At 62.8% G+C, this 18,836-nt stretch carries 17 protein-coding genes; 10 read left to right on the forward strand and 7 right to left on the reverse strand.

Going from position 1 to position 18,836, the window contains the following annotated elements:
• The first annotated feature begins 163 nt into the window (after window positions 1-163).
• Both typA and ACMT3I_RS02785 read left to right on the forward strand, forming a co-directional pair.
• Window positions 164-2,074: a translational GTPase TypA gene (typA, locus tag ACMT3I_RS02780; protein ID WP_414802911.1), complete on the forward strand. Its 1,911-nt coding sequence runs from the start codon at window positions 164-166 to the stop codon at window positions 2,072-2,074.
• Window positions 2,075-2,174: 100 nt separating this feature from the next.
• A complete protein-coding gene (locus ACMT3I_RS02785) occupies window positions 2,175-2,612 on the forward strand; it encodes a hypothetical protein (protein ID WP_414802912.1) in 438 nt (145 codons plus the stop codon).
• Between the two features lie 184 nt (window positions 2,613-2,796).
• Here ACMT3I_RS02785 and efeB read toward each other — a convergent pair whose 3' ends face one another.
• The 3 genes from efeB to efeU all read right to left on the reverse strand — a co-directional run bounded on the left by efeB (window position 2,797) and on the right by efeU (window position 6,228).
• Window positions 2,797-4,119, reverse strand: a complete 1,323-nt coding sequence (gene efeB, locus ACMT3I_RS02790) for an iron uptake transporter deferrochelatase/peroxidase subunit (RefSeq protein WP_414802913.1) — start codon at window positions 4,117-4,119, stop codon at window positions 2,797-2,799.
• Window positions 4,120-5,301, reverse strand: a complete 1,182-nt coding sequence (efeO, locus tag ACMT3I_RS02795; protein WP_414802914.1) for an iron uptake system protein EfeO — start codon at window positions 5,299-5,301, stop codon at window positions 4,120-4,122. It lies immediately after the preceding gene.
• Between the two features lie 69 nt (window positions 5,302-5,370).
• Window positions 5,371-6,228: an iron uptake transporter permease EfeU gene (efeU, locus tag ACMT3I_RS02800; protein ID WP_414802915.1), complete on the reverse strand. Its 858-nt coding sequence runs from the start codon at window positions 6,226-6,228 to the stop codon at window positions 5,371-5,373.
• Window positions 6,229-6,374: 146 nt separating this feature from the next.
• Here efeU and ACMT3I_RS02805 point away from each other — a divergent pair, with 146 nt between their 5' ends.
• The 4 genes from ACMT3I_RS02805 (at window position 6,375) to ACMT3I_RS02820 (ending at window position 9,724) form a co-directional block, all read left to right on the forward strand.
• On the forward strand, window positions 6,375-6,779 hold the full coding sequence (locus ACMT3I_RS02805; protein WP_414802916.1) for a hypothetical protein: 405 nt from the start codon (window positions 6,375-6,377) through the stop codon (window positions 6,777-6,779).
• A 36-nt stretch (window positions 6,780-6,815) separates the two neighbouring features.
• On the forward strand, window positions 6,816-7,139 hold the full coding sequence (fdxA, locus tag ACMT3I_RS02810; protein WP_414802917.1) for a ferredoxin: 324 nt from the start codon (window positions 6,816-6,818) through the stop codon (window positions 7,137-7,139).
• A 7-nt stretch (window positions 7,140-7,146) separates the two neighbouring features.
• Window positions 7,147-8,265 carry a succinyldiaminopimelate transaminase gene (gene dapC / locus ACMT3I_RS02815; RefSeq protein WP_414802918.1) on the forward strand — a complete coding sequence of 373 codons (1,119 nt, stop codon included), beginning with the start codon at window positions 7,147-7,149 and terminating at the stop codon, window positions 8,263-8,265.
• Between the two features lie 154 nt (window positions 8,266-8,419).
• Entirely contained in the window at window positions 8,420-9,724 is a 1,305-nt protein-coding gene (locus ACMT3I_RS02820) for a citrate synthase (RefSeq protein ID WP_414802919.1), read from the forward strand.
• Here ACMT3I_RS02820 and ACMT3I_RS02825 read toward each other — a convergent pair.
• The gene (locus ACMT3I_RS02825) at window positions 9,721-12,351 is read right to left on the reverse strand and encodes a penicillin acylase family protein (protein WP_414802920.1); all 2,631 of its coding nucleotides are present in this window, start codon (window positions 12,349-12,351) and stop codon (window positions 9,721-9,723) included. The two genes, ACMT3I_RS02820 and ACMT3I_RS02825, sit on opposite strands and share 4 nt — an antisense overlap.
• Before the next feature lie 133 nt (window positions 12,352-12,484).
• A complete protein-coding gene (gene dapD, locus ACMT3I_RS02830) occupies window positions 12,485-13,477 on the reverse strand; it encodes a 2,3,4,5-tetrahydropyridine-2,6-dicarboxylate N-succinyltransferase (protein ID WP_414802921.1) in 993 nt (330 codons plus the stop codon).
• A gap of 47 nt (window positions 13,478-13,524) precedes the next feature.
• On the opposite strand from dapD, the gene dapE reads away from it, so the two are divergent.
• Genes dapE through ACMT3I_RS02845 form a run of 3 tightly spaced genes read left to right on the forward strand, consistent with a single transcriptional unit; the run spans window position 13,525 to window position 16,036 of the window.
• Entirely contained in the window at window positions 13,525-14,604 is a 1,080-nt protein-coding gene (gene dapE, locus ACMT3I_RS02835; protein ID WP_414803520.1) for a succinyl-diaminopimelate desuccinylase, read from the forward strand.
• A gap of 5 nt (window positions 14,605-14,609) precedes the next feature.
• Window positions 14,610-15,800 carry a hypothetical protein gene (locus ACMT3I_RS02840; protein WP_414802922.1) on the forward strand — a complete coding sequence of 397 codons (1,191 nt, stop codon included), beginning with the start codon at window positions 14,610-14,612 and terminating at the stop codon, window positions 15,798-15,800.
• Between the two features lie 59 nt (window positions 15,801-15,859).
• Window positions 15,860-16,036 carry a DUF3117 domain-containing protein gene (locus ACMT3I_RS02845; protein WP_414802923.1) on the forward strand — a complete coding sequence of 59 codons (177 nt, stop codon included), beginning with the start codon at window positions 15,860-15,862 and terminating at the stop codon, window positions 16,034-16,036.
• A gap of 95 nt (window positions 16,037-16,131) precedes the next feature.
• Here the strand turns inward: ACMT3I_RS02845 and ACMT3I_RS02850 are convergent, their stop codons facing one another.
• Window positions 16,132-16,761 (reverse strand): O-methyltransferase, encoded by a 630-nt coding sequence (locus ACMT3I_RS02850; RefSeq protein ID WP_414802924.1) that lies wholly within the window; start codon window positions 16,759-16,761, stop codon window positions 16,132-16,134.
• A gap of 87 nt (window positions 16,762-16,848) precedes the next feature.
• On the opposite strand from ACMT3I_RS02850, the gene ACMT3I_RS02855 reads away from it, so the two are divergent.
• Window positions 16,849-17,256 carry a Sec-independent protein translocase TatB gene (locus ACMT3I_RS02855; protein WP_414802925.1) on the forward strand — a complete coding sequence of 136 codons (408 nt, stop codon included), beginning with the start codon at window positions 16,849-16,851 and terminating at the stop codon, window positions 17,254-17,256.
• Window positions 17,257-17,278: 22 nt separating this feature from the next.
• Here ACMT3I_RS02855 and ACMT3I_RS02860 read toward each other — a convergent pair whose 3' ends face one another.
• Window positions 17,279-18,829, reverse strand: coding sequence for a succinic semialdehyde dehydrogenase (locus ACMT3I_RS02860; RefSeq protein WP_414802926.1), 1,551 nt, complete (start codon window positions 18,827-18,829; stop codon window positions 17,279-17,281).
• Window positions 18,830-18,836 lie beyond the last annotated feature (7 nt).

Here is an 18,836-nt window from a genome sequence, read left to right on the forward strand (position 1 = left end):
ATCCCGATTCTGTTTGCGCCATGAGTGCGGCTACTATGTCTCCGCGCAAATGCACAGATTGAGTGCGGTAAGATATTCCGTTGGGTCAATCTCTGGCCAACATTCCATTCTTCGTCGCATGCGACATTTTTGCGGCAGCCATTCTTTTGTAAGGATTTCTTCTATGGCGATTGCCACGCGCAATAATCTTCGAAACGTAGCTATTGTTGCCCACGTTGACCACGGTAAGACCACGCTGGTCGACGCCATGCTCAACCAGACAAACTCTTTCGCGGACCACTCGCACGTCGATGAGCGCGCCATGGACTCGAACGAGCTCGAGCGCGAAAAGGGCATCACGATCCTCGCCAAGAACACGGCGATCTCGTACAAGGGCAAGCACGCCACCGATGGCCCCATCACCATCAACGTGATCGACACCCCAGGCCACGCCGACTTCGGTGGCGAGGTCGAGCGCGGCCTGTCAATGGTTGACGGCGTTGTTCTGCTGGTTGACGCCAGTGAGGGACCGCTCCCGCAGACCCGCTTCGTGCTCCGCAAGGCACTCGAGGCCAAGCTTCCCGTCATCCTGCTGGTCAACAAGACCGACCGTCCCGACGCTCGCATCGACGAGGTCGTTGCTGAGAGCCAGGACCTCCTCCTCGGTCTTGCCAGCGACATGGCAGACGACGTTCCCGACCTCGACCTCGACGCGATCCTCGACGTTCCCGTCGTATACGCATCCGGTCGTAACGGTGCAGCCAGCCTCACCAAGCCCGAGAACGGCACCCTGCCAGACAACGATGACCTTGAGCCGCTCTTCGAAGCGATCCTCGAGCACATCCCGGCTCCCGTCTATGACGACGAGCACCCGCTGCAGGCCTGGGTCACCAACCTTGACTCCTCGCCGTTCCTCGGCCGCCTCGCACTGCTCCGCGTCTTCCAGGGCACGATCAAGAAGGGTCAGACCGTCGCGTGGATCAAGCACGATGGTTCAGTGCACAACGTGCGCGTGACCGAGCTCATGATCACCAAGGCTCTCGACCGCTACCCGGCCGAGAGCGCTGGCCCCGGTGACATCGTCGCCGTAGCCGGATTCCCCGACATCACCATCGGTGAGACGCTGGCCGACCCGGACGACCCCCGTCCGCTGCCGACCATCACGGTTGACGACCCGGCCATCTCGATGACCATCGGAACCAACACCTCGCCGCTCATCGGCAAGGTCAAGGGCCACAAGCTCACCGCTCGTATGGTCAAGGACCGCCTCGACAAGGAGCTCGTCGGTAACGTCTCGCTCAAGGTCGTTGACATCGGACGCCCGGATGCCTGGGAAGTCCAGGGCCGTGGCGAGCTCGCTCTTGCCATCCTGGTCGAGCAGATGCGTCGCGAGGGCTTTGAGCTCACCGTCGGCAAGCCGCAGGTAGTTGTCAAGAAGATCGACGGCAAGGTTCACGAGCCGTTCGAGCACCTGACCATCGACGCTCCTGAAGAGTACCTCGGTGGCATCACGCAGCTCCTCGCCGCTCGTAAGGGTCGCATGGAGAACATGGCGAACCACGGCACCGGCTGGGTTCGCATGGAGTTCATCGTTCCGTCACGAGGCCTCATCGGCTTCCGTACCGAGTTCCTGACTACCACGCGTGGTACCGGTATCGCCAACGCCATCTCGCACGGCTACGAGCCCTGGGCCGGCACCATCAACACGCGCAACAACGGCTCGATCGTTGCTGACCGTTCAGGTGTTGTCACCCCGTTCGCCATCATCGCCCTGCAGGAGCGCATGACCTTCTTCGTGAACCCCACTGAAGAGGTCTACGAGGGCATGGTCATCGGTGAGAACTCACGTGCAGACGACATGGACGTGAACATCACGAAGGAAAAGAAGCTGACCAACATGCGTCAGTCCACCTCTGACACCTTCGAGTCGATGACCCCGTCACGCCAGCTGACCCTCGAGCAGTGCCTCGAATTCGCTCGTGAAGACGAGTGTGTTGAGGTCACCCCCGAGATCGTGCGCATCCGCAAGGTTGAGCTCGCAGCGCAGGCTCGTGCACGCAACACCTCACGTCTGAAGAAGCAGGACCAGGCGTAACCAGCACTACCAACGAATGCGACAGCCGCCTCCGGAATTCGGAGGTAGCTGTCGCGTTCGCTCGTTAAGCTTGATCGTGCACGTGCGAGAGGACCCCACCATGACCACACGTAAGAAAACAACGACCATCGCGGTCGCGGCGCTCATCGCTTTCGCCGGAGTCGGTGGCCTGGCTGGCTGCGCTCAGGCGAGCAACATGGTCAATGGCGCAGTCCAGAGCGCGTCGGGTGGCGATGTCAGTCTCGGCGGATCACTGCCGAATGGCTGGCCGACAGAGGTTCCGGTCATTGACGGTGAGCTGATGTTCGGTGCTGGCGGCATCGCAGACGGCACCGGTTGGGTCGTGACAGTGAAATCGAGCGCCGCTGAGCCGCTCGCAGACGCCCAAGCGTTGCTCGAGGATGCGGGCTTCACCGTGGGTTCGACAGCTCAGGGCTCGCAGGCCGGCGTGGTCTCGATGAAAAACGAGAACTACACCGTCGTGGTGGCCGGCACCGGAGATGGTCTGCTCTACACGGTGACGCCGATCTCAAAGTAGCCAGCACCCCGAGCGCACCCCGAGCACGGCAGCGACGTCCTAGCCCCACAGGGCGACATCCGCCGAGAGTCGCCGTTCGCGCCGAGAGTCGCCGTTGTAACGGCGACTCTCGGTCGAAACGGCGACTCTCGACGAGCGGATGCCCATCCGTTGACTCGAAGGAGGCAGCTGGCAGCCGCCGGAGCTAGGCGAAGAGCTCTGCCCCGATGTAGGAACCCTTCGTCGCGCCTGCAGGCACAGCGAAGATGCCGGATCCGACATGGCGCAGGTATTCGTTCATCGTGTCGTTGGCGGCCAGCCGCTTCTGAATGGGGATGAACTGCGTGCGCGGGTCGCGCTGGAACGCGATGAAGAACAGGCCAGCATTCAGCCTGCCGAGGTCGTCATTCCCGTCGACGAAGTTGTAACCGCGGCGCAGCAGCACCGCACCGTCGTTCTGGTCTGGATGCGCGAGGGCGACATGCGAGTCGATGGGAATCAGCGGCTTGTCGTCGTTTCCGGCCGTGGCGAAGTCCGGCTCCGAGAACTCTGTGCCGCCAGAGAGAGGTCCTCCCTCACCCTTGGTGCGTCCGACGATATTCTCCTGATCGCGAAGTGAGGTGCGGTCCCACGTCTCGATGGTCATCCGGATGCGTCGGGCGACGAGATACGAGCCGCCGTCCATCCAGGACGCCCCGTCTGCGCCGGCCGCCCAGATGTGTTCGGCGACCACCGACGCGTCCTCCGACTTCACGTTGGCCGTGCCGTCTTTGAATCCGAAGAGGTTGCGCGGGGTGACCTGCGACCTGCTTGTCGATGATGTGCGCCCGAAGCCCAGCTGCGACCAGCGGATCGATGCCCGGCCGAACGCGATGCGGGACAGGTTCCTGATGGCGTGCACGGCCACCTGGGGATCGTCGCTGCAGGCCTGGATGCAGAGGTCTCCACCGGTCTGCGCGTCGACGAGGGCATCGGCCTGGAAGTGTGGCAGGTCGACCAGGGCTGCAGGACGCTTGCTAGCGATACCGAAGCGGTCGACGCCCCCTGCAGTGCTGAACAGCGTCGGGCCGAAGCCGAACGTGATCGTCAGAGCGGATGCCGGCAGGTCAAGTGCCTCACCTGTGTCGTCCGGTGGTGCATCGTACGGTCCATTGGCCGGGCCGAACGTGCCCGCGGAGCCGCCCGTTGTCATCCGTGCTGCGGCGATCGTCCAGTCGGCCAGCAGGCTGATGAGTTCGTCGCGCGTGATGTCGCCCACATCGAAGCTGGCGAAGTGCAATCGATCCTGGGCTGGGGTGATGATTCCGGCCTGATGTGCGCCGTAAAACTCGTACACTGTCGATTCACTTGCGTGGCTGGTCGCGGCCATGACGGCGCGATCACCGGCGACACCGGCCGCAGCACCGATAAGCCCAGCGCCGACCCCCACCCCGGCGAGGCCGAACAGGCCACGCCGTGACAACTTCGGTGCGCTGTCGCTGCCTGTGGCAGCGGCTGAGTCGGCGCGAGGGGAGTCGGCGGGCGACATCTAGCCGACCAGAACCGAGGTGAGCGTGCTGAGCGGTTCGCTCAGTGCGTTGACACCATCGGCAAGCTGCTTGACCTGAGCTGTCGACAGCTCGTTGTAGTAGGTGAAACCGGTGTCGAGAGTTCCGTATGTCACCAGCTGAGTCTGCAGGCTGTCGAACTTCGCGTCGAGGGTCGCGACCAGGTCGGCATCCTTCGCCTTGACGATGTCACGAACACCCTCGTATGCGACGCGTGCGCCCTCGAGGTTGGCCTGGAAGTCCCAGAGGTCGGTGTGCGACCAGATCTCTTCTTCACCGGTGATCTTGCCGCTTGCAACCTCTTCGAGCAGGCCGATGGCACCGTTGGAAATCGAGTCGATCGTCACGCTGTAGTCGGAGGCGTGCACCGCGTCGTAGAGCTCCTGCGTGTTGGCGGTGAGCTTGTCCGCGTAGTAGCTACGCTGTTCAGGCGTCAGAGCGACGTATTCTGCGCCACCGTTCTCGGCAGCCGTCGGCGGGAAAATGTCCTTCTCGATGCGGTGCCAGCCTGTCCACTCGTCGCCCTCGGCGACATCCGCCTCGCGGAAGTCGATCTCGGGGTCGAGGTCACCGAACGACTCTGCCACAGGTTCGATGCGCTCGTAGCTGGCGCGTGTGGTGGGGTAAAGGGCGCGGGCGCTCTCGGTGTCACCGGCAAGGTACGCGTCGAGGAATGTCTGGGTGCCAGTCACGAGCTGACCGACCTGGTCCTTGATGTACGCAACGTAGTTCGTCGCGGCCGCGTCGATCTGCTCCTGCTCATCACCCTCAAGGGCGACGGTCTCGCCGGTGACGGTGAACGCTGCCTTGCCGATACCATCGCCGACCATTCCAGGCTTGCACACGGTGAAATAGTTGCCGGGCTGTGCGCGCACGACGAGGTTGCGAGTGACGCCAGGGCCGACATTCTCTACTTCACCGACAATGCGCAGGCCGTCCTCGGCCAGCAGGTAGAACTCGCTGACCTCATCGGTCGAGTTCGAGACCGCGAATGAGATGGTGCCGCTGGCCACGCTGTGTGACGATACTGCGCAGTCATCGGCAGTGGATGTGACGGTGAGGCCTGATCCGTCTCCGCCAGCCGTGGCGTTCTGCACGCAGCCGGAGAGAAGCAGTGTTGCCGCAGCAAGCGGTGCGACGAACAGGATGGCGCGGTTTCTCAAAGGATTCTCCTGGTGGGGTGGTGAAGCGGCAATCACGGCGTTCCGCTGAGTGCGGCGCGACGAACGAAATTAGACGGTTGCGTGAACTCGAACGTCCTGAGGGGCAATCGTGCGGGGTGCGCGTCGGCTTGCACGGCTCTTGATGATGAACATCGTCATCGTCGGAACCAGGTAGGCGAGCCAGACAGAGAGTTCGAGCCATGTGGTGGCCGGCGAGAAGTTGATTGTGCCCTTGAGGAGCGTTCCGTACCAGCTGCCGGGCGGGATGACGCCGCTCACGTCGAATGCAAGGTTGTTCAGGCCAGGCAGCACGCCGGCCTCCTGAAGGTCGTGCACGCCATACGACAGCACGCCGGCAGCAACAACGATCAGGATGGCGCCCGTCCAGGTGAAGAAGCGCGACAGGTTGATGCGCACCATCCCCGTGTAGACGAACCCGCCGAGCGCGGCGGCCGTCAGGATGCCCAGTGCTGCGCCGATGAGGGGAAGCGTCGTCTCACCGGTGGCCTGCACGGCTGCCCAGATGAACAGGGCGGTTTCGATTCCCTCTCGACCGACGGCGAGGAACGCAACGAGTACGAGACCGAGGCCTGAGCCGACAAGGTGCTTGTCGATGCTGCCGTGCAGGTGTCCCTTGAGGTCCTTGGCGGTGCGGAGCATCCAGAAGACCATCCAGGTGACCAGGCCCGTCGCGATGATCGACAGCAGGCCGCCGATCGTCTCCTGGGCCTCGAATGTCAGCCCATACGTTCCGAAGGTGAGCAGCGCGCCGATTGCGAGAGCAAGGAGCACGGCGAGACCGACTCCGGCCCAGAGACGCGGCAAGACATCCTTGCGTCCGATCTTGACGACGTACGCAATGAGGATGGTGACGACAAGCGCGGCTTCAAGACCTTCGCGCAGGCCGATCAGATAATTTGCGAGCACAGCGGCTTTCGATTCGAACAGATGGAGAATGGTAAGGCTAACCTAAGCCCGTTCGACTCTAATCTCTGATTCCCGGGGTGTCCAGCTAAGATTTTTGTTTGGGCAGACGCGTCATACGACGTGGCCAGAAATTCGAGGGACGCAGCATGGTCGACCAGACCGATTACGGTGTTGACAAGCCGACAGTGACGAACCGAATCGTGTCGGCAGTGCTGCTCATCCTTGTCGGTATCGTCTACGGGGTACTCGGAACCATTGCGCACCAGACAACAGTGACGATCGCCGGTCTGGTGATCCCGATCGGTCTCATCCTGGCTGTCGTTGGAGCATCGGCGTTACTCGTCGGGCTGCGTCTGATTCAGATCGGCCGGATGCTGTTGCTCCTGTGCGCCCTCGGCATGCTGCTGACAATTTTCGTGCTGTCGCTGGAAAGCGCCGGCGGTTCGATTCTCATTCCTGCAGGGGTTTCTGGCACTGTCTGGACGATCGTGCCCACAATCGTTGCCGCCATCACACTGGCCTGGCCTACGCTGCCGCCCAAGCAGGTTTAGACTGGTCATCCAGCTCGTGAAGGGAATCTGACCACCGTGACGTACGTCATCGCTCTTCCTTGTGTTGATGTCAAAGACCGCGCCTGCATCGATGAATGCCCGGTTGACTGCATCTACGAGGGTGAGCGCTCCCTCTATATCCACCCAGACGAATGCGTCGATTGCGGTGCCTGCGAACCTGTCTGCCCTGTCGAGGCCATCTACTACGAAGATGACCTGCCAGAGCAGTGGGCCGACTACTACAAGGCCAACGTTGAATTCTTCGACGACATCGGCTCGCCAGGTGGAGCGGCCAAGGTCGGCGTGATCCCGAAGGATCACCCGGTCATCGCGGTTCTGCCTCCCCAGGTCCAGCACTAAATACGACGTGCTCGCCTCTCTTCCTGACTACCCGTGGGACCAGATGGTTCCCTACGCCACGCGTGCACGCTCGCACGCAGACGGCATCGTCGATCTCTCGATCGGTTCACCCGTCGATGTGACACCCGAGCTCATTCGTCGTGCACTGGCCGAGGCCACGGATGCCCATGCCTACCCGCAGACCGCAGGTACCCCGCAGCTGCAGCGTGCGATCGTCGACTGGTATGAACGTCGCAGGGGAGTGAGCGGGCTCACCGAGAAGAACGTGCTGCCCACCATCGGCTCCAAAGAGCTTGTCGCGCTGCTGCCGTTTATGCTCGGCATCGGCGAGGGTGACACCATCGTGCACCCCCGCGCCGCGTACCCCACGTATGCGATTGGGGCGGCGATCGCGGGAGCGGATGCCCTGGCATCCGACGACCCGGCAGAATGGCCGGCATCCACCAGGTTGATCTGGCTGAATAGCCCAGGCAACCCCGACGGCCGTGTGCTCACCGTCGACGAGCTGCGCGCTGCTGTGCGGCGCGCGCGCGAACTCGACGCAGTGATCGTGAGCGACGAGTGTTATGCCGAGCTCGGCTGGGACGGCCCCTGGGCGACGGAGCCGATTCCGAGCATCCTCGACCCTCGCGTCATCGAGGGCAGTCGGCACAATGTGCTCGCCATTTACTCGCTGAGCAAGCAGTCGAACCTGGCCGGATACCGAGCCGCGTTTGCGGCCGGCTGCAGCACTCTGCTGGCTCGGTTGCTCACAGTGCGTAAGCACGCCGGCCTCATGCTTCCTGCGCCCCTCCAACACGCGATGGTCACGGCGCTCGGTGATGACGTTCACGTGGCCGAGCAAAAGGAGCGCTACAGGGCGCGCCGCAATGTTTTGCTGCCCGCACTGCTGGATGCCGGCTTCCGCATTGACAACAGTGAGGCCGGTCTCTACCTCTGGGCGACCGAAGGCGTTGACGCGTGGACGTCGATCGATCGACTGGCTGACCTCGGTATCCTTGCTGGTCCCGGACCGTTCTATGGCGACTTCTTCCCGAAGCACGTGCGCTTTTCGCTGACGGCTACCGACGAGCGTATAGCCGCTGCAGCCGACCGATTGCGCGCTGTATCTGTGGAGAACATCTAACGAACTTGCGTCACCGTTAGCGGATGCAACAGTAGGCGTCTGAGCGGATTAGGCTGTATCGAGGTTGACGTTGCCCGGCACCACCAGTGTTCTGCGGCGTACCGCTACAGACCAACAGGCACTAGCAGCCAGCTCAAAGATTCAGGGAGGCGCCGTGAGCGACGTCGCAACACCGTCCAATGAACCGCAGAAGGCAACACTCACCTACCCAGGTGGAACTGCAGAATTTCCAATTCTGTCGAGTGTTGATGGGGCATCAAGCCTCGATATTTCTACCTTGACTCGTCAGACGGGGCTGACAACCCTCGACTACGGGTTTGTGAACACCGCTGCAACGCGGTCAGCGATCACCTACATCGACGGCGATGCCGGGATCCTGCGTTACCGCGGATACCCGATCGAACAGATCGCGCACAACTCGAGCTACCTCGAGACTGCATGGCTGCTCATCTACGGCGAGCTGCCCACCGAGAGCGAACTGGCTGACTTCGATCACCGCATCCGTCACCACACGCTTCTGCACGAAGACCTCAAGCACTTCTTCAGCGCCCTGCCGCACAACGCCCACCCCATGTCTGTGCTGTCGGCCGGCATGTCGGCACTGTCGACGTACTATCAGGATTCGCTGAACCCGAAGAATCCAGAGCACGTCGAGATCGCCACTGTGCGCCTGCTCGCCAAGCTTCCGGTCATGGCTGCATACGCTCACAAGAAGAGCATCGGACAGGCCTTCCTGTACCCAGACAACTCGCTCAGCTTCGTCGATAACTTCCTCAAGCTGAACTTCGGCACCCTGGCTGCGCCGTACGAGGTCAACCCGGTCGTCAGCAAGGCGCTTGAGCGCCTGCTGATGCTGCACGAAGACCACGAGCAGAATGCGTCGACGTCGACGGTGCGCCTGGTCGGCTCGACCGAGGCCAACCTGTTCGCCTCGGTCTCTGCCGGCATCAACGCGTTGTCAGGCCCGCTGCATGGTGGCGCCAACGAGGCAGTGCTCACGATGCTCGCTGACATCAAGGCATCAGGCGAGGGTGTCGCGAAGTACGTCGAGCGGGTCAAGAACAAAGAAGCCGGCGTCAAGCTCATGGGCTTCGGTCACCGCGTCTACAAGAACTACGACCCGCGCGCCAAGCTGGTCAAGGAGAGCGCCCACGAGGTGCTCGCAGCCCTCGGTGTGCAGGACGACCTGCTCGACATCGCCATGGAGCTCGAGCAGTACGCGCTCAACGACGACTACTTCAAGGAGCGCAAGCTCTACCCGAACGTCGATTTCTACACCGGCGTCATCTACAAGGCCATGGGCTTCCCGACCCGGATGTTCACCGTGCTGTTCGCCATCGGTCGCCTGCCGGGCTGGATCGGTCACTGGCGCGAGATGAACGAAGACCCCGCGACCAAGATCGGCCGCCCGCAGCAGCTGTATATCGGCTCGCCTGCACGGGATTACCCGACGCGCTAGCGCGATTCGGTCGGCGTCAAGACGAGAGTGTTCGTCGAAGCCGTTTCAACAAGGGATTGGCTGAACAGCCAGTCCCTTGTTGCATTCTTCTGCCACAGCGGAGCCTGGTCGGTGTAGTTGGGGTGATAAGCGTGACCAGAAGCCCCTGTGAGGTTGATCCAGGTCGACGAGTCGAAGTCGGCCAGGCTGATCACCTGGCGCATCGACGGCACCCAGTCGACGGTGTAGCCCTCCGATGAGGTCCAGGCGGTGGCGTTGACCACGGATGACCCGCCACCGACCTCGTACGGCCCGCGGTTGAAGAGCCACTCGATCGGGCCAATGCCTGACGTGCCGAAGCTTGAGTTGGCCAGGGTGAGGGTGTGGATGCGTCCCCACTCCCAGGTCTCCAGCCTCGGGCCCATCAGGTCGGCTGCTTCTGCTGCTGCATCCTCCATTGCATGGCCGAGTATGGCGTCTCGGCCCGTCACTCCTGTACGTGTGTTGGTCCACCACGGCGAATCAGGCTTGTCGAGGAGACCGATCACCACCTGGAACGATCGGTCGTTGCCGGTGAGCGCCGTACCGTCTGGCAGTGAACTGAACATGTCGTCGAGCAGGGTCGCCCAGACGATGTTGAAGTAGGCCGCTGCCGCCGAATCTGCATCGACAGAGAAGTCCCAGCCGTCGAGCAGCGCCTGGGCCTTCGACGTCGTCGCAGAGCTGCGCGTTGTGTCCATGGCGAGCAGATGCGGTACGAGGGCTGCGGCGATTGCACTTCTGTTGTCGGCCTGGATGTCACTCATATCGGATGCCGTCAGTAGGGTGCCTGAATCGATGAGCGTCTGGATCCTGGTGGTGATCTGGGTCGCCCGATAGCCGGCATCCCAATCGGCGGTGAGGAAAAGTTCGGACTCAGCACTGGCGACAGCGTTGTTCGCCGTGACGATGACCCCGCTTGGCGGGTTGTACAGCGACGGCAGCTGATCGAAGGGCACTGTTCCCTCCCAGCCGTATTCGCTGGTCCAGCCGGGCACAGGAAGCGTGCCGTCGCCGCTTCTGCGGATGGGGATGCTGCCAGGCGCCTGGTAACCGATGTTGCCGTCGATATCCGCGTAGATCAGGTTTTGCGACGGAACCTCGAACTGGGCGGCCGCCGCGCGAAAGCTGGCCCAGTCAGTGGCGAGATTGATCGAGAAGATCGCCGATGCCGTCACACCGGGAGTGAGCGCAGTCCACTGCAGCGCGAGCTCGTAGGTGGGCTCGTCGCCATCCGCCGCCAGGTCCGGCTCTGCGGTCTCCAGGTCGGGCATCTCGGCAGACACCGGATATTCGGTTGACACCTGTTCAAGCTGAGTGCCGACGAGACCGCTGACGATCGGACCGTGCTCGGTCGACCTGATCTCGATCTTCACCGGCTCTCCGCCTGCGACGTTGATCTTCTCGTTGCGTACGGTCAACGGCTTCTGCACGCCGTCGTACTCGTAACTGTCGCCTGTGACTTTCTCCATGTACAGATCGGCGACATCCGGCCCGAGATTGGTCAGGCCCCACGCGATCCTGGCGTTATGCCCGATGATGACGCCTGGCATACCCGAGAAGCTATAGCCGGCGACGTCGAAAGGGCAGTCGGCGGAGAGCGTGGCGCAGCGGAGGCCCACCTGGTACCAGACGGAGGGAAGGGCTGGTCCGAGGTGCGGGTCGTTGGCAAGCAGCGGCTTGCCGGTGTCGGTGTGGGTGCCGGAGACCACCCATGAGTTTGATCCGATGCCACCGCCAGCCGGGCCCAAGAGCTCCGGCACGCTGGACAGCGCTGCCCTGAGGGTGGACAGGGGGGCGCCGAGTGGTGCCAGAGCGATGCCGGTGGAGTCCGTCTCGCTCTCGCCCTCACCGTCGGCATCCGGGAGCGGATCGGCCACGACCGCTGGCATCCCTCCGACGATTGTCGGTTGCGTTGCCCAGGAGTACGCGGGGTGAAGCTCGTCGACGTCACTCGCTGACATGTCGGTCGAGAGAAGTGCACGATCGATCTCGTCGTCGAGATTTGATCTGAGGTCCCAGGCCATCGCCTTCAACCAGGCCACCGAATCGGCCGGTGTCCACTTCTCTGGTGTGTATCCGGAGTTCTGGAGGTCGAGCACTGCGTATTCCAGAGAGAGGTCAGCACCTGAATGTGTGTCGAGGTAAGCATTCACGCCATCGGCATACGCCTGGTAATAGCCGAGCGTCACCGGGTCGAGCAGCGCAACCTCCTGCTCGGCGATCGCGCGCCAGCCCAGGGTCCTGACGAAGACATCGGTGTCCACCTGGCTTTCACCGAACAGCTCGGCCAGGCGGCCAGATGTGACGTGCCGGCGGAAGTCCATTTCCCAGAACCTGTCCTGGGCATGTACGTACCCCTGGGCCCTGAACAGATCGCTCGAGCTCTGCGCCACGATCTGGGGGATGCCGGCATCGTCACGATAAACCGTCACATCGGAGCCAAGTCCGGGAACAGCGATCTCACCGCTCAGCGTCGGGAACGACCGCGTGACAGTCCAGACGCCGACACCACCCGCGATCACCACGAGGATCCCTACAACACTCAGAGAGATGAGCACCGGCGTGAATCGCCGGTGCTTCTTGCTTCGCGGTGCGTCAGTTCCCATCATCACTCCTTCGTGATTACGTGTGCTGTGCTGTGCTGTGCTGTGCTGTGCTGTGCTGTGCTGGCGGGACCTGTTTTGACTCCTGCGCGGGGCCCGTGTTGGCTCTGCGAGACGTCTGCCCCCCGACGTTACGCTATGCGTGCAGTGCGTCGTTCAATACGACACCCGTTCCGCTGCGAGGGAGTACCTCCACGGCTCCGGTGAGTGAGTTGCGACGGAAGAGCAGGTTCGGCACGCCGGAGAGTTCAACTGCCTTGACCGAACGACGGGCGCCATCGGCTGTGCGTGACTCGTCGAGCAGCACAACCTTGGTACCGGCCGTAACATAGAGGCCAGCCTCAACGACAGTGTCATCACCGATCGAGATGCCGATGCCTGAATTGGCACCGAGCAGCGCGCGCTCACCGATTGCGACCCGCTGGGAGCCGCCACCTGACAGCGTGCCCATGATCGACGCGCCGCCGCCGATGTCTGATCCGTTACCGACAACGACGCCCTGAGACACTCTGCCTTCGATCATCGAGGAGCCGAGCGTGCCGGCGTTGAAGTTGACGAAGCCCTCGTGCATGACAGTGGTGCCTGGGGCGAGGTGCGCTCCGAGGCGAACGCGCGAAGCATCGGCGATGCGGACGCGATCCGGGGTGACGTAGTTCAACAGCGGCGGGAACTTGTCGATTCCGGATGCCTGGATTCCAGCACGCTGCAACATCGGACGGAGACTGTCGAAATCAGAGGGCAGGATCGGGCCTGCATTGGTCCAGACGACCGAGGGAAGGTGGCCGAAGATGCCATCGAGATTGATGGTGTTCGGGCGCACAAGCAGGTGCGAGAGCAGGTGCAGGCGGAGGTAGACGTCAGGGGTGCTTGCCGGTGCGGCATCCAGGTCGATTTGGGTGGTGATCGCCTCGAGGCGGACGTTGCGCCTGGCATCCTCGCCCGACAGCTCTTCGAGCTCGGCCGGCACGATCCAGCGCTCACGATCTTCAGGCAGCGAACCCAGTCGAGGCGTGGGGTACCAGGTATCGAGCACTGTGCCGTCACCCGCGATTGTTGCGAGCCCGTAGCCCCATGCGCTTGAGTGCGATTCGGTGGAAACGGGGGTCACGGAGGTGGGTGTGGCAGCCATGCATCTAGATTAGTAGGGTGCCTGAGAATACCGAGTCAACCGTCACCATGCCGCCCCTCGATCTGACACTCGGTTCGATCGAACTGACGCAGGTCATTTGTGACATGGAGTCGGTGTCCGGAAACGAAACCGGGCTGGCGGATGCCATCGTCGCAGCTCTCGCCGACTCGCCGCACCTCGAGATCATTCGCGACGGCGACACGATCGTCGCCAGAACCAATCTGGGTCGTGAGAACCGCGTCGTGATCGCAGGTCACATCGACACGGTTCCGGTGAATAAGAACCTGCCGACTCGCTACGAGACGATCGACGGTGTCGATTACCTCTGGGGCCGTGGCACCGTCGACATGAAGGCCGGCGTCGCCGTGCAGCTCAAGCTCGCTGCCGAACTCGTTGAGCCCGCCGTCGACATCACCTGGATGTGGTACGACCACGAGGAAGTCTCAGCAGACCTCAACGGCCTCGGCCGTCTGGCGCGCAACCGACCCGATCTGTTCGCCGGTGACTTCGCCATCCTCGGTGAGCCGAGCAACAGCCAGGTCGAGGGCGGCTGCAATGGCAACGTGCGCGTGGAGATCCGCACCTTCGGCAAGCGGGCGCACTCGGCTCGCAGCTGGGTGGGCGAGAACGCCATCCACAAGGCAGCGCCGATCCTCGACATCCTGGCCGCATACCAGCCACGAGAGGTCGAGGTCGAGGGCCTGGTGTACCGCGAAGGGCTGAACGCCGTCGGTATCACGGGCGGCATCGCTGGAAACGTCATTCCAGACGAGTGCATGGTGCACGTGAACTACCGATTCGCGCCGAGCCGCAGTGTGGCCGAGGCACTCGCTCACCTCGACGAACTCTTCCCCGGTTACGACATCACCGTCGTCGACAAGGCCGAGGGCGCCAGGCCTGGCCTGGATGCCCCGCTCGCCCAGGAATTCCTCGCAGCCGTTGGCGCCGAGGCCCGCCCCAAGTACGGATGGACCGATGTTGCGCGCTTCTCAGCGCTCGGTGTCCCTGCGGTCAACTATGGCCCTGGCGACCCGCTGAAGGCGCACGCCGACGATGAACGGGTCGCACTCAGCCAGATCACTGAGTGTGAGAACGCGTTGAGGTCGTGGCTCACCGCCAGCGTGTGAGCAGCGTGCTTCCCGTCTCCTGGCGGGTTCGCTATCGACTGACTCCCTGGTGGGCTCGTGTGCTCGGCGTCTGGGCACTCTCTCGGCTTGTGACAACCACTCTGGTGCTGATATTGGCGAGCGCGCAGGGCGCCAACGCGTGGACGGGCGCTCACCCCTCATACGTTGACTTCGCGAACATGTGGGATGGTCGCTGGTACAACATCGTTGCCGTCGGCGGTTATCCCTCCGAATTGCCCCTGACCGCAGGGGGCGAAGTCGGTGAGAACGCCTGGGCATTCATGCCCGCATACCCGGTGATCGTCAGGATGCTGATGCTTGTCACTGGCTTGCCGTGGAATCCGCTTGCGGTCTTCGTGTCGCTGGCGTTCAGCGTGGGCACTGCGCTGGTGTTCTACCGTCTGATGATCAGGTTCTTGCCTGCATCGACAGCGCTGTTTTCCGTCGTGCTGTTTTGCGTTGCACCGCTCTCGCCCATCCTGCAGTTCGGTTACGCAGAGTCGATGTACCTGTTCTTCCTTGCCCTCGCCCTGCTCATGCTCGTCGAGCGGCACTACGGGCTGCTCTTCCCCGTGATCGCGGTGATGGCACTCACCAGGCCGAGCGGGCTGGCGTTCGCCCTGGCCCTCGGCCTACACACGGCACATAGATGGTTCACCAGGGAGCGCGATCCGTTCCCGGTGCGCGAGCGGGTGCTCGCGGCATCCGTCACCGTCTTCAGCGGGCTGATGGGATTGGCCTGGCTCGGGGTTGCCGCGCTGGCCACCGGATCGATCACCGCGTACCTCGAGACCGAACTGGCCTGGCGTTCCGCTTACATCGGCTATCAAGAACTCATTCCGTTCACTGCGTGGTTCCAAAGCGGTGTCTGGTGGTTTGGGATGCCGCAGGGGATCATCCTGGTAGGCGTCGTGATCGTGCTCTTCGCCGTAACACTGTTTCTGCCGGCTGTCAGACGTCTCGGCGTTGACCTGCGGTTCTGGTTGCTCAGCTACGCGCTCTATTTGCTCGCCGTGTTCTTCCCGCAGTCGAGTACATTCCGGTTGCTGATGCCCATGTTTCCGTTGCTTGGGGCCCTCGCACAGCCTCGAAATACGCTCTACCGGGTATTCCTCGTCTTAGCCTCAATCGGGGGGCAGTGGGTCTGGCTCTTGATCTGTTGGGGGGTCGACGGGGCCGATTGGACACCGCCGTGATTATTGTCTAGGCGAGAAATGGTCGATAATGGGATCAAACACGAATGAAAGGGGAGTTCATGGCGGCCATGAAGCCAAGGACCGGAGACGGGCCAATGGAGGCTGTAAAGGAGGGGCGCCTCATCATCGTGCGTGTACCGCTCGAGGGGGGAGGGCGACTCGTCGTCTCTGTGAACGACGCTGAGGCACTTGAGCTTCACGATGCGCTCGCTGGGGTAGTGGGCCTCACCAAATAGCCTTTTTCAAACGGCTGTGCAGCTTGGGCTGCACAGCCGTTTGCTGTTTAAAAGCGAGGCCGCACGGCTCAAGGCCAGCTGTGACTGCCGCCCTGCTACGCGCGCTTGGTCATCTGCAGCAGCCCGTCGCCCACGGGCGAGAGAGCGCTGACGACCGCGCCTGATGCTGCAATCTCGGTGAGCAGGGTCCTGAAGCCGGTTGCCACCTCGTCGCGCTGGGCAGGATCGGCAACACGTCCGCGCCACAGGGCGTGAGCGACAAGAACGGTTCCGCCCGGTCGGGTGAGTCGCAATCCGTGTTCGACATATTCGATGACCGATTGCGGATCTGCGTCGATGAAGACGATGTCGTATGAGTTCTCGTTCATCCGTGGCAGTACCTCGCCGGCTTTGCCGGTGATCAGGCGGATGCGATTGGCCATGATTCCGGCCTCGGCAAAGCTGATCCTGGCGTGCTGCTGGTGATCGATTTCATTGTCGATGGACGTCAGGGTTGCCGCTGGTGCGCCCGACAACAGCCACAGGCCGGACACACCGGTTCCCGTTCCGACCTCGAGGATGTTCTGGGCGCCGGAGGCAGCGGCGATGACAGCTGTCTGGGCTCCGACGGCTGGCGAGATTGCGTCGACTCCGAGCTCGAGTGACTGTTGGCGCGCACGGGTGATGGCCTCGGTCTCGACGATGAAATCGTCGGCGAATTTCCAGTTCAGTTCTTTGTCAGACACAGTGCGACTCCAGTAGATGATTAGCACTACCTTACGGCTGGCTGGGGTCTGGCGCGGGGAAGCCTCGCCGCGGGTTATCCTGAGGGGATGTTCGGGTTGACTTTCGAGAAGGTCCTGGTGATTGGGATCATTGCCGTCTTCCTGCTTGGACCCGAAAAATTGCCGCAATATGCCGCAAAGTTCGCCCAGCTCGTTCGCCAGCTCCGTGACATGGCCAACGGCGCCAAAGATCGCATGCGCGACGAGATGGGCCCTGACTTCGACGATGTCGACTGGAAGAAGCTCGACCCGCGTCAGTACGACCCGCGCCGGATCATCCGTGAAGCGCTGCTCGACGATGACCCTGCTGCCGGTGCGGTCGGTACCGCAGCAACAGCGACGACGATCTCTCGGGCGACGCCGAACCCCAATGGTGCCTACCTTCAGCGCAAGCGGGCGCGTGAGGGCGCTCTGGCGGCCGCTGAGCCCGCTCCGTTCGACTCAGAGGCCACCTAGCGCTGCGGCGCCATAACTGTCGTTAGCGGCGGCGTAGCGCCTTCAAGACCTTGGCCATGAGGATCATCGTGCCGGTCAGCTGCGCGAACTCCTGCCCGGTGCGGGGAAGTTGGACGAAGCCGGTTGCCCGCGAGATCGTGATCGGGTTGACGAAGCGGTGCAGACCCTCAGGACCGTTCCGACGGCCAAGGCCCGAGTTCTTCACACCGCCCATGGGGGCAGCTACCGACGAGAACGAGCCGCGGTAGCCCTCGTTGATGTTGACGCTGCCAGCCTCGAGAGCCGTGGCGACCCGCATCGCCCGAGTCGTCGATCCGGACAGCACAGAGGCGTTGAGGCCGTACTCGCTGCTGTTGGCCGCGATGATCGCCTCCTGGTCGGAGTCGACGACGGAGATCGAGACGACAGGTCCAAATGTCTCGTGGGCGAAGCAGTCCATCTCTTCGGTGACATCGGTGAGAATCGTCGGCTCGTAGAACAGCGGTCCGATATCGGGCCGCGGCTTGCCGCCTGCCAACACGGTTGCACCGAGGGACACAGCGTTCTCGACGTGGGCAGACACCCGTTCAAGCTGGGCCTGGCTGGTCAGCGACCCGACATCTGTTGAGTAGTCGAACGAGCGGCCGAGCTTCAACGCCGAGACGACAGCGGCGAATTCGGCGGTGAAGGCATCGGCGACCGAACGCTCTACGTAGATGCGCTCGATCGAGACGCAGAGCTGTCCCATCGATGAGAAGCAGGCGTACGCGGCATCCTTCGCCGCCTTCTTCACGTCGACATCGTCGAGCACGATCAGCGGGTTCTTACCGCCGAGCTCGAGGGAGACACCGATGAGGTTCTCCGCAGCCTGGGCGGCAACCCGCTTGCCGGTCGCCGTCGAGCCGGTGAAGCAGATGTAGTCTGCGCTCGCGGTGACAGCGCCACCGATCTCGTTGCCGTCACCCGTGACGACGGCCCACAGCTCGGCAGGCACCCCGGCCTCGATGAAGGCGCTCCGCAGGGCCAGGATGCTCAGGGCGCCCTGGTTGTCGGCCTTCTGCACGACGCCACAGCCGGCAGCGAGGGCGGGAACGACATCCATTGCAGCCAGGCTGAGGGGGTAATTCCACGGTGTGATGACCCCAGCGACACCCTTCGGGCTGTAACGCACGCGAGTTTGGACAACCGTCGGGAGGCTCGAACGGCGGCGCCTGCCCTTCAACGTGGCATGAGCTGCGAGCGCGTTGTATCGGGTCACGCTGACGGCCTGGAAGACCTCTTCGAATGCCTGGCCGCGGGTCTTGCCCGTTTCGGACTGCATCAGGTCAAGGAGCAGCTCTGTGCGCTCGAGAATCAGGTCATGGGCGCGCAGCAGCACTGCACGTCGATGCGCGAACCCTGCACGGGCCCAGCTGAGCTGCGCGAGGCGTGCTCGGCCGTAGGAGTTCTCGACGTCTGTCGTGCTGCTTGTCGGCAGCTCGTGCAGCACTTGGCCGCTGAACGGTGCGATGACGGGCACGGTGAGTCCTGAAGTCGAGTTGATCTCGCGATCAAGTTCGGCAATGAGCGTGTGATCGAGCGGAGAGGCTGCCATGCGAGCC

The sequence above is a fragment of the Leifsonia sp. A12D58 genome, assembly GCF_047530025.1.
Lineage (GTDB): Bacteria > Actinomycetota > Actinomycetes > Actinomycetales > Microbacteriaceae > Cryobacterium.

What these genes read in the sequence shown, in the direction of transcription:
- dapE (WP_414803520.1), top strand. Translation starts at nt 13,525, where the DNA reads ATGCCGCCCCTCGATCTGACACTCGGTTCGATCGAACTGACGCAGGTC.
- ACMT3I_RS02785 (WP_414802912.1), top strand. Translation starts at nt 2,175, where the DNA reads ATGACCACACGTAAGAAAACAACGACCATCGCGGTCGCGGCGCTCATC.
- dapD (WP_414802921.1), bottom strand. Translation starts at nt 13,477, where the DNA reads ATGGCTGCCACACCCACCTCCGTGACCCCCGTTTCCACCGAATCGCAC.
- ACMT3I_RS02860 (WP_414802926.1), bottom strand. Translation starts at nt 18,829, where the DNA reads ATGGCAGCCTCTCCGCTCGATCACACGCTCATTGCCGAACTTGATCGC.
- ACMT3I_RS02805 (WP_414802916.1), top strand. Translation starts at nt 6,375, where the DNA reads ATGGTCGACCAGACCGATTACGGTGTTGACAAGCCGACAGTGACGAAC.
- ACMT3I_RS02855 (WP_414802925.1), top strand. Translation starts at nt 16,849, where the DNA reads ATGTTCGGGTTGACTTTCGAGAAGGTCCTGGTGATTGGGATCATTGCC.
- typA (WP_414802911.1), top strand. Translation starts at nt 164, where the DNA reads ATGGCGATTGCCACGCGCAATAATCTTCGAAACGTAGCTATTGTTGCC.
- ACMT3I_RS02845 (WP_414802923.1), top strand. Translation starts at nt 15,860, where the DNA reads ATGGCGGCCATGAAGCCAAGGACCGGAGACGGGCCAATGGAGGCTGTA.
- ACMT3I_RS02825 (WP_414802920.1), bottom strand. Translation starts at nt 12,351, where the DNA reads ATGGGAACTGACGCACCGCGAAGCAAGAAGCACCGGCGATTCACGCCG.
- efeB (WP_414802913.1), bottom strand. Translation starts at nt 4,119, where the DNA reads ATGTCGCCCGCCGACTCCCCTCGCGCCGACTCAGCCGCTGCCACAGGC.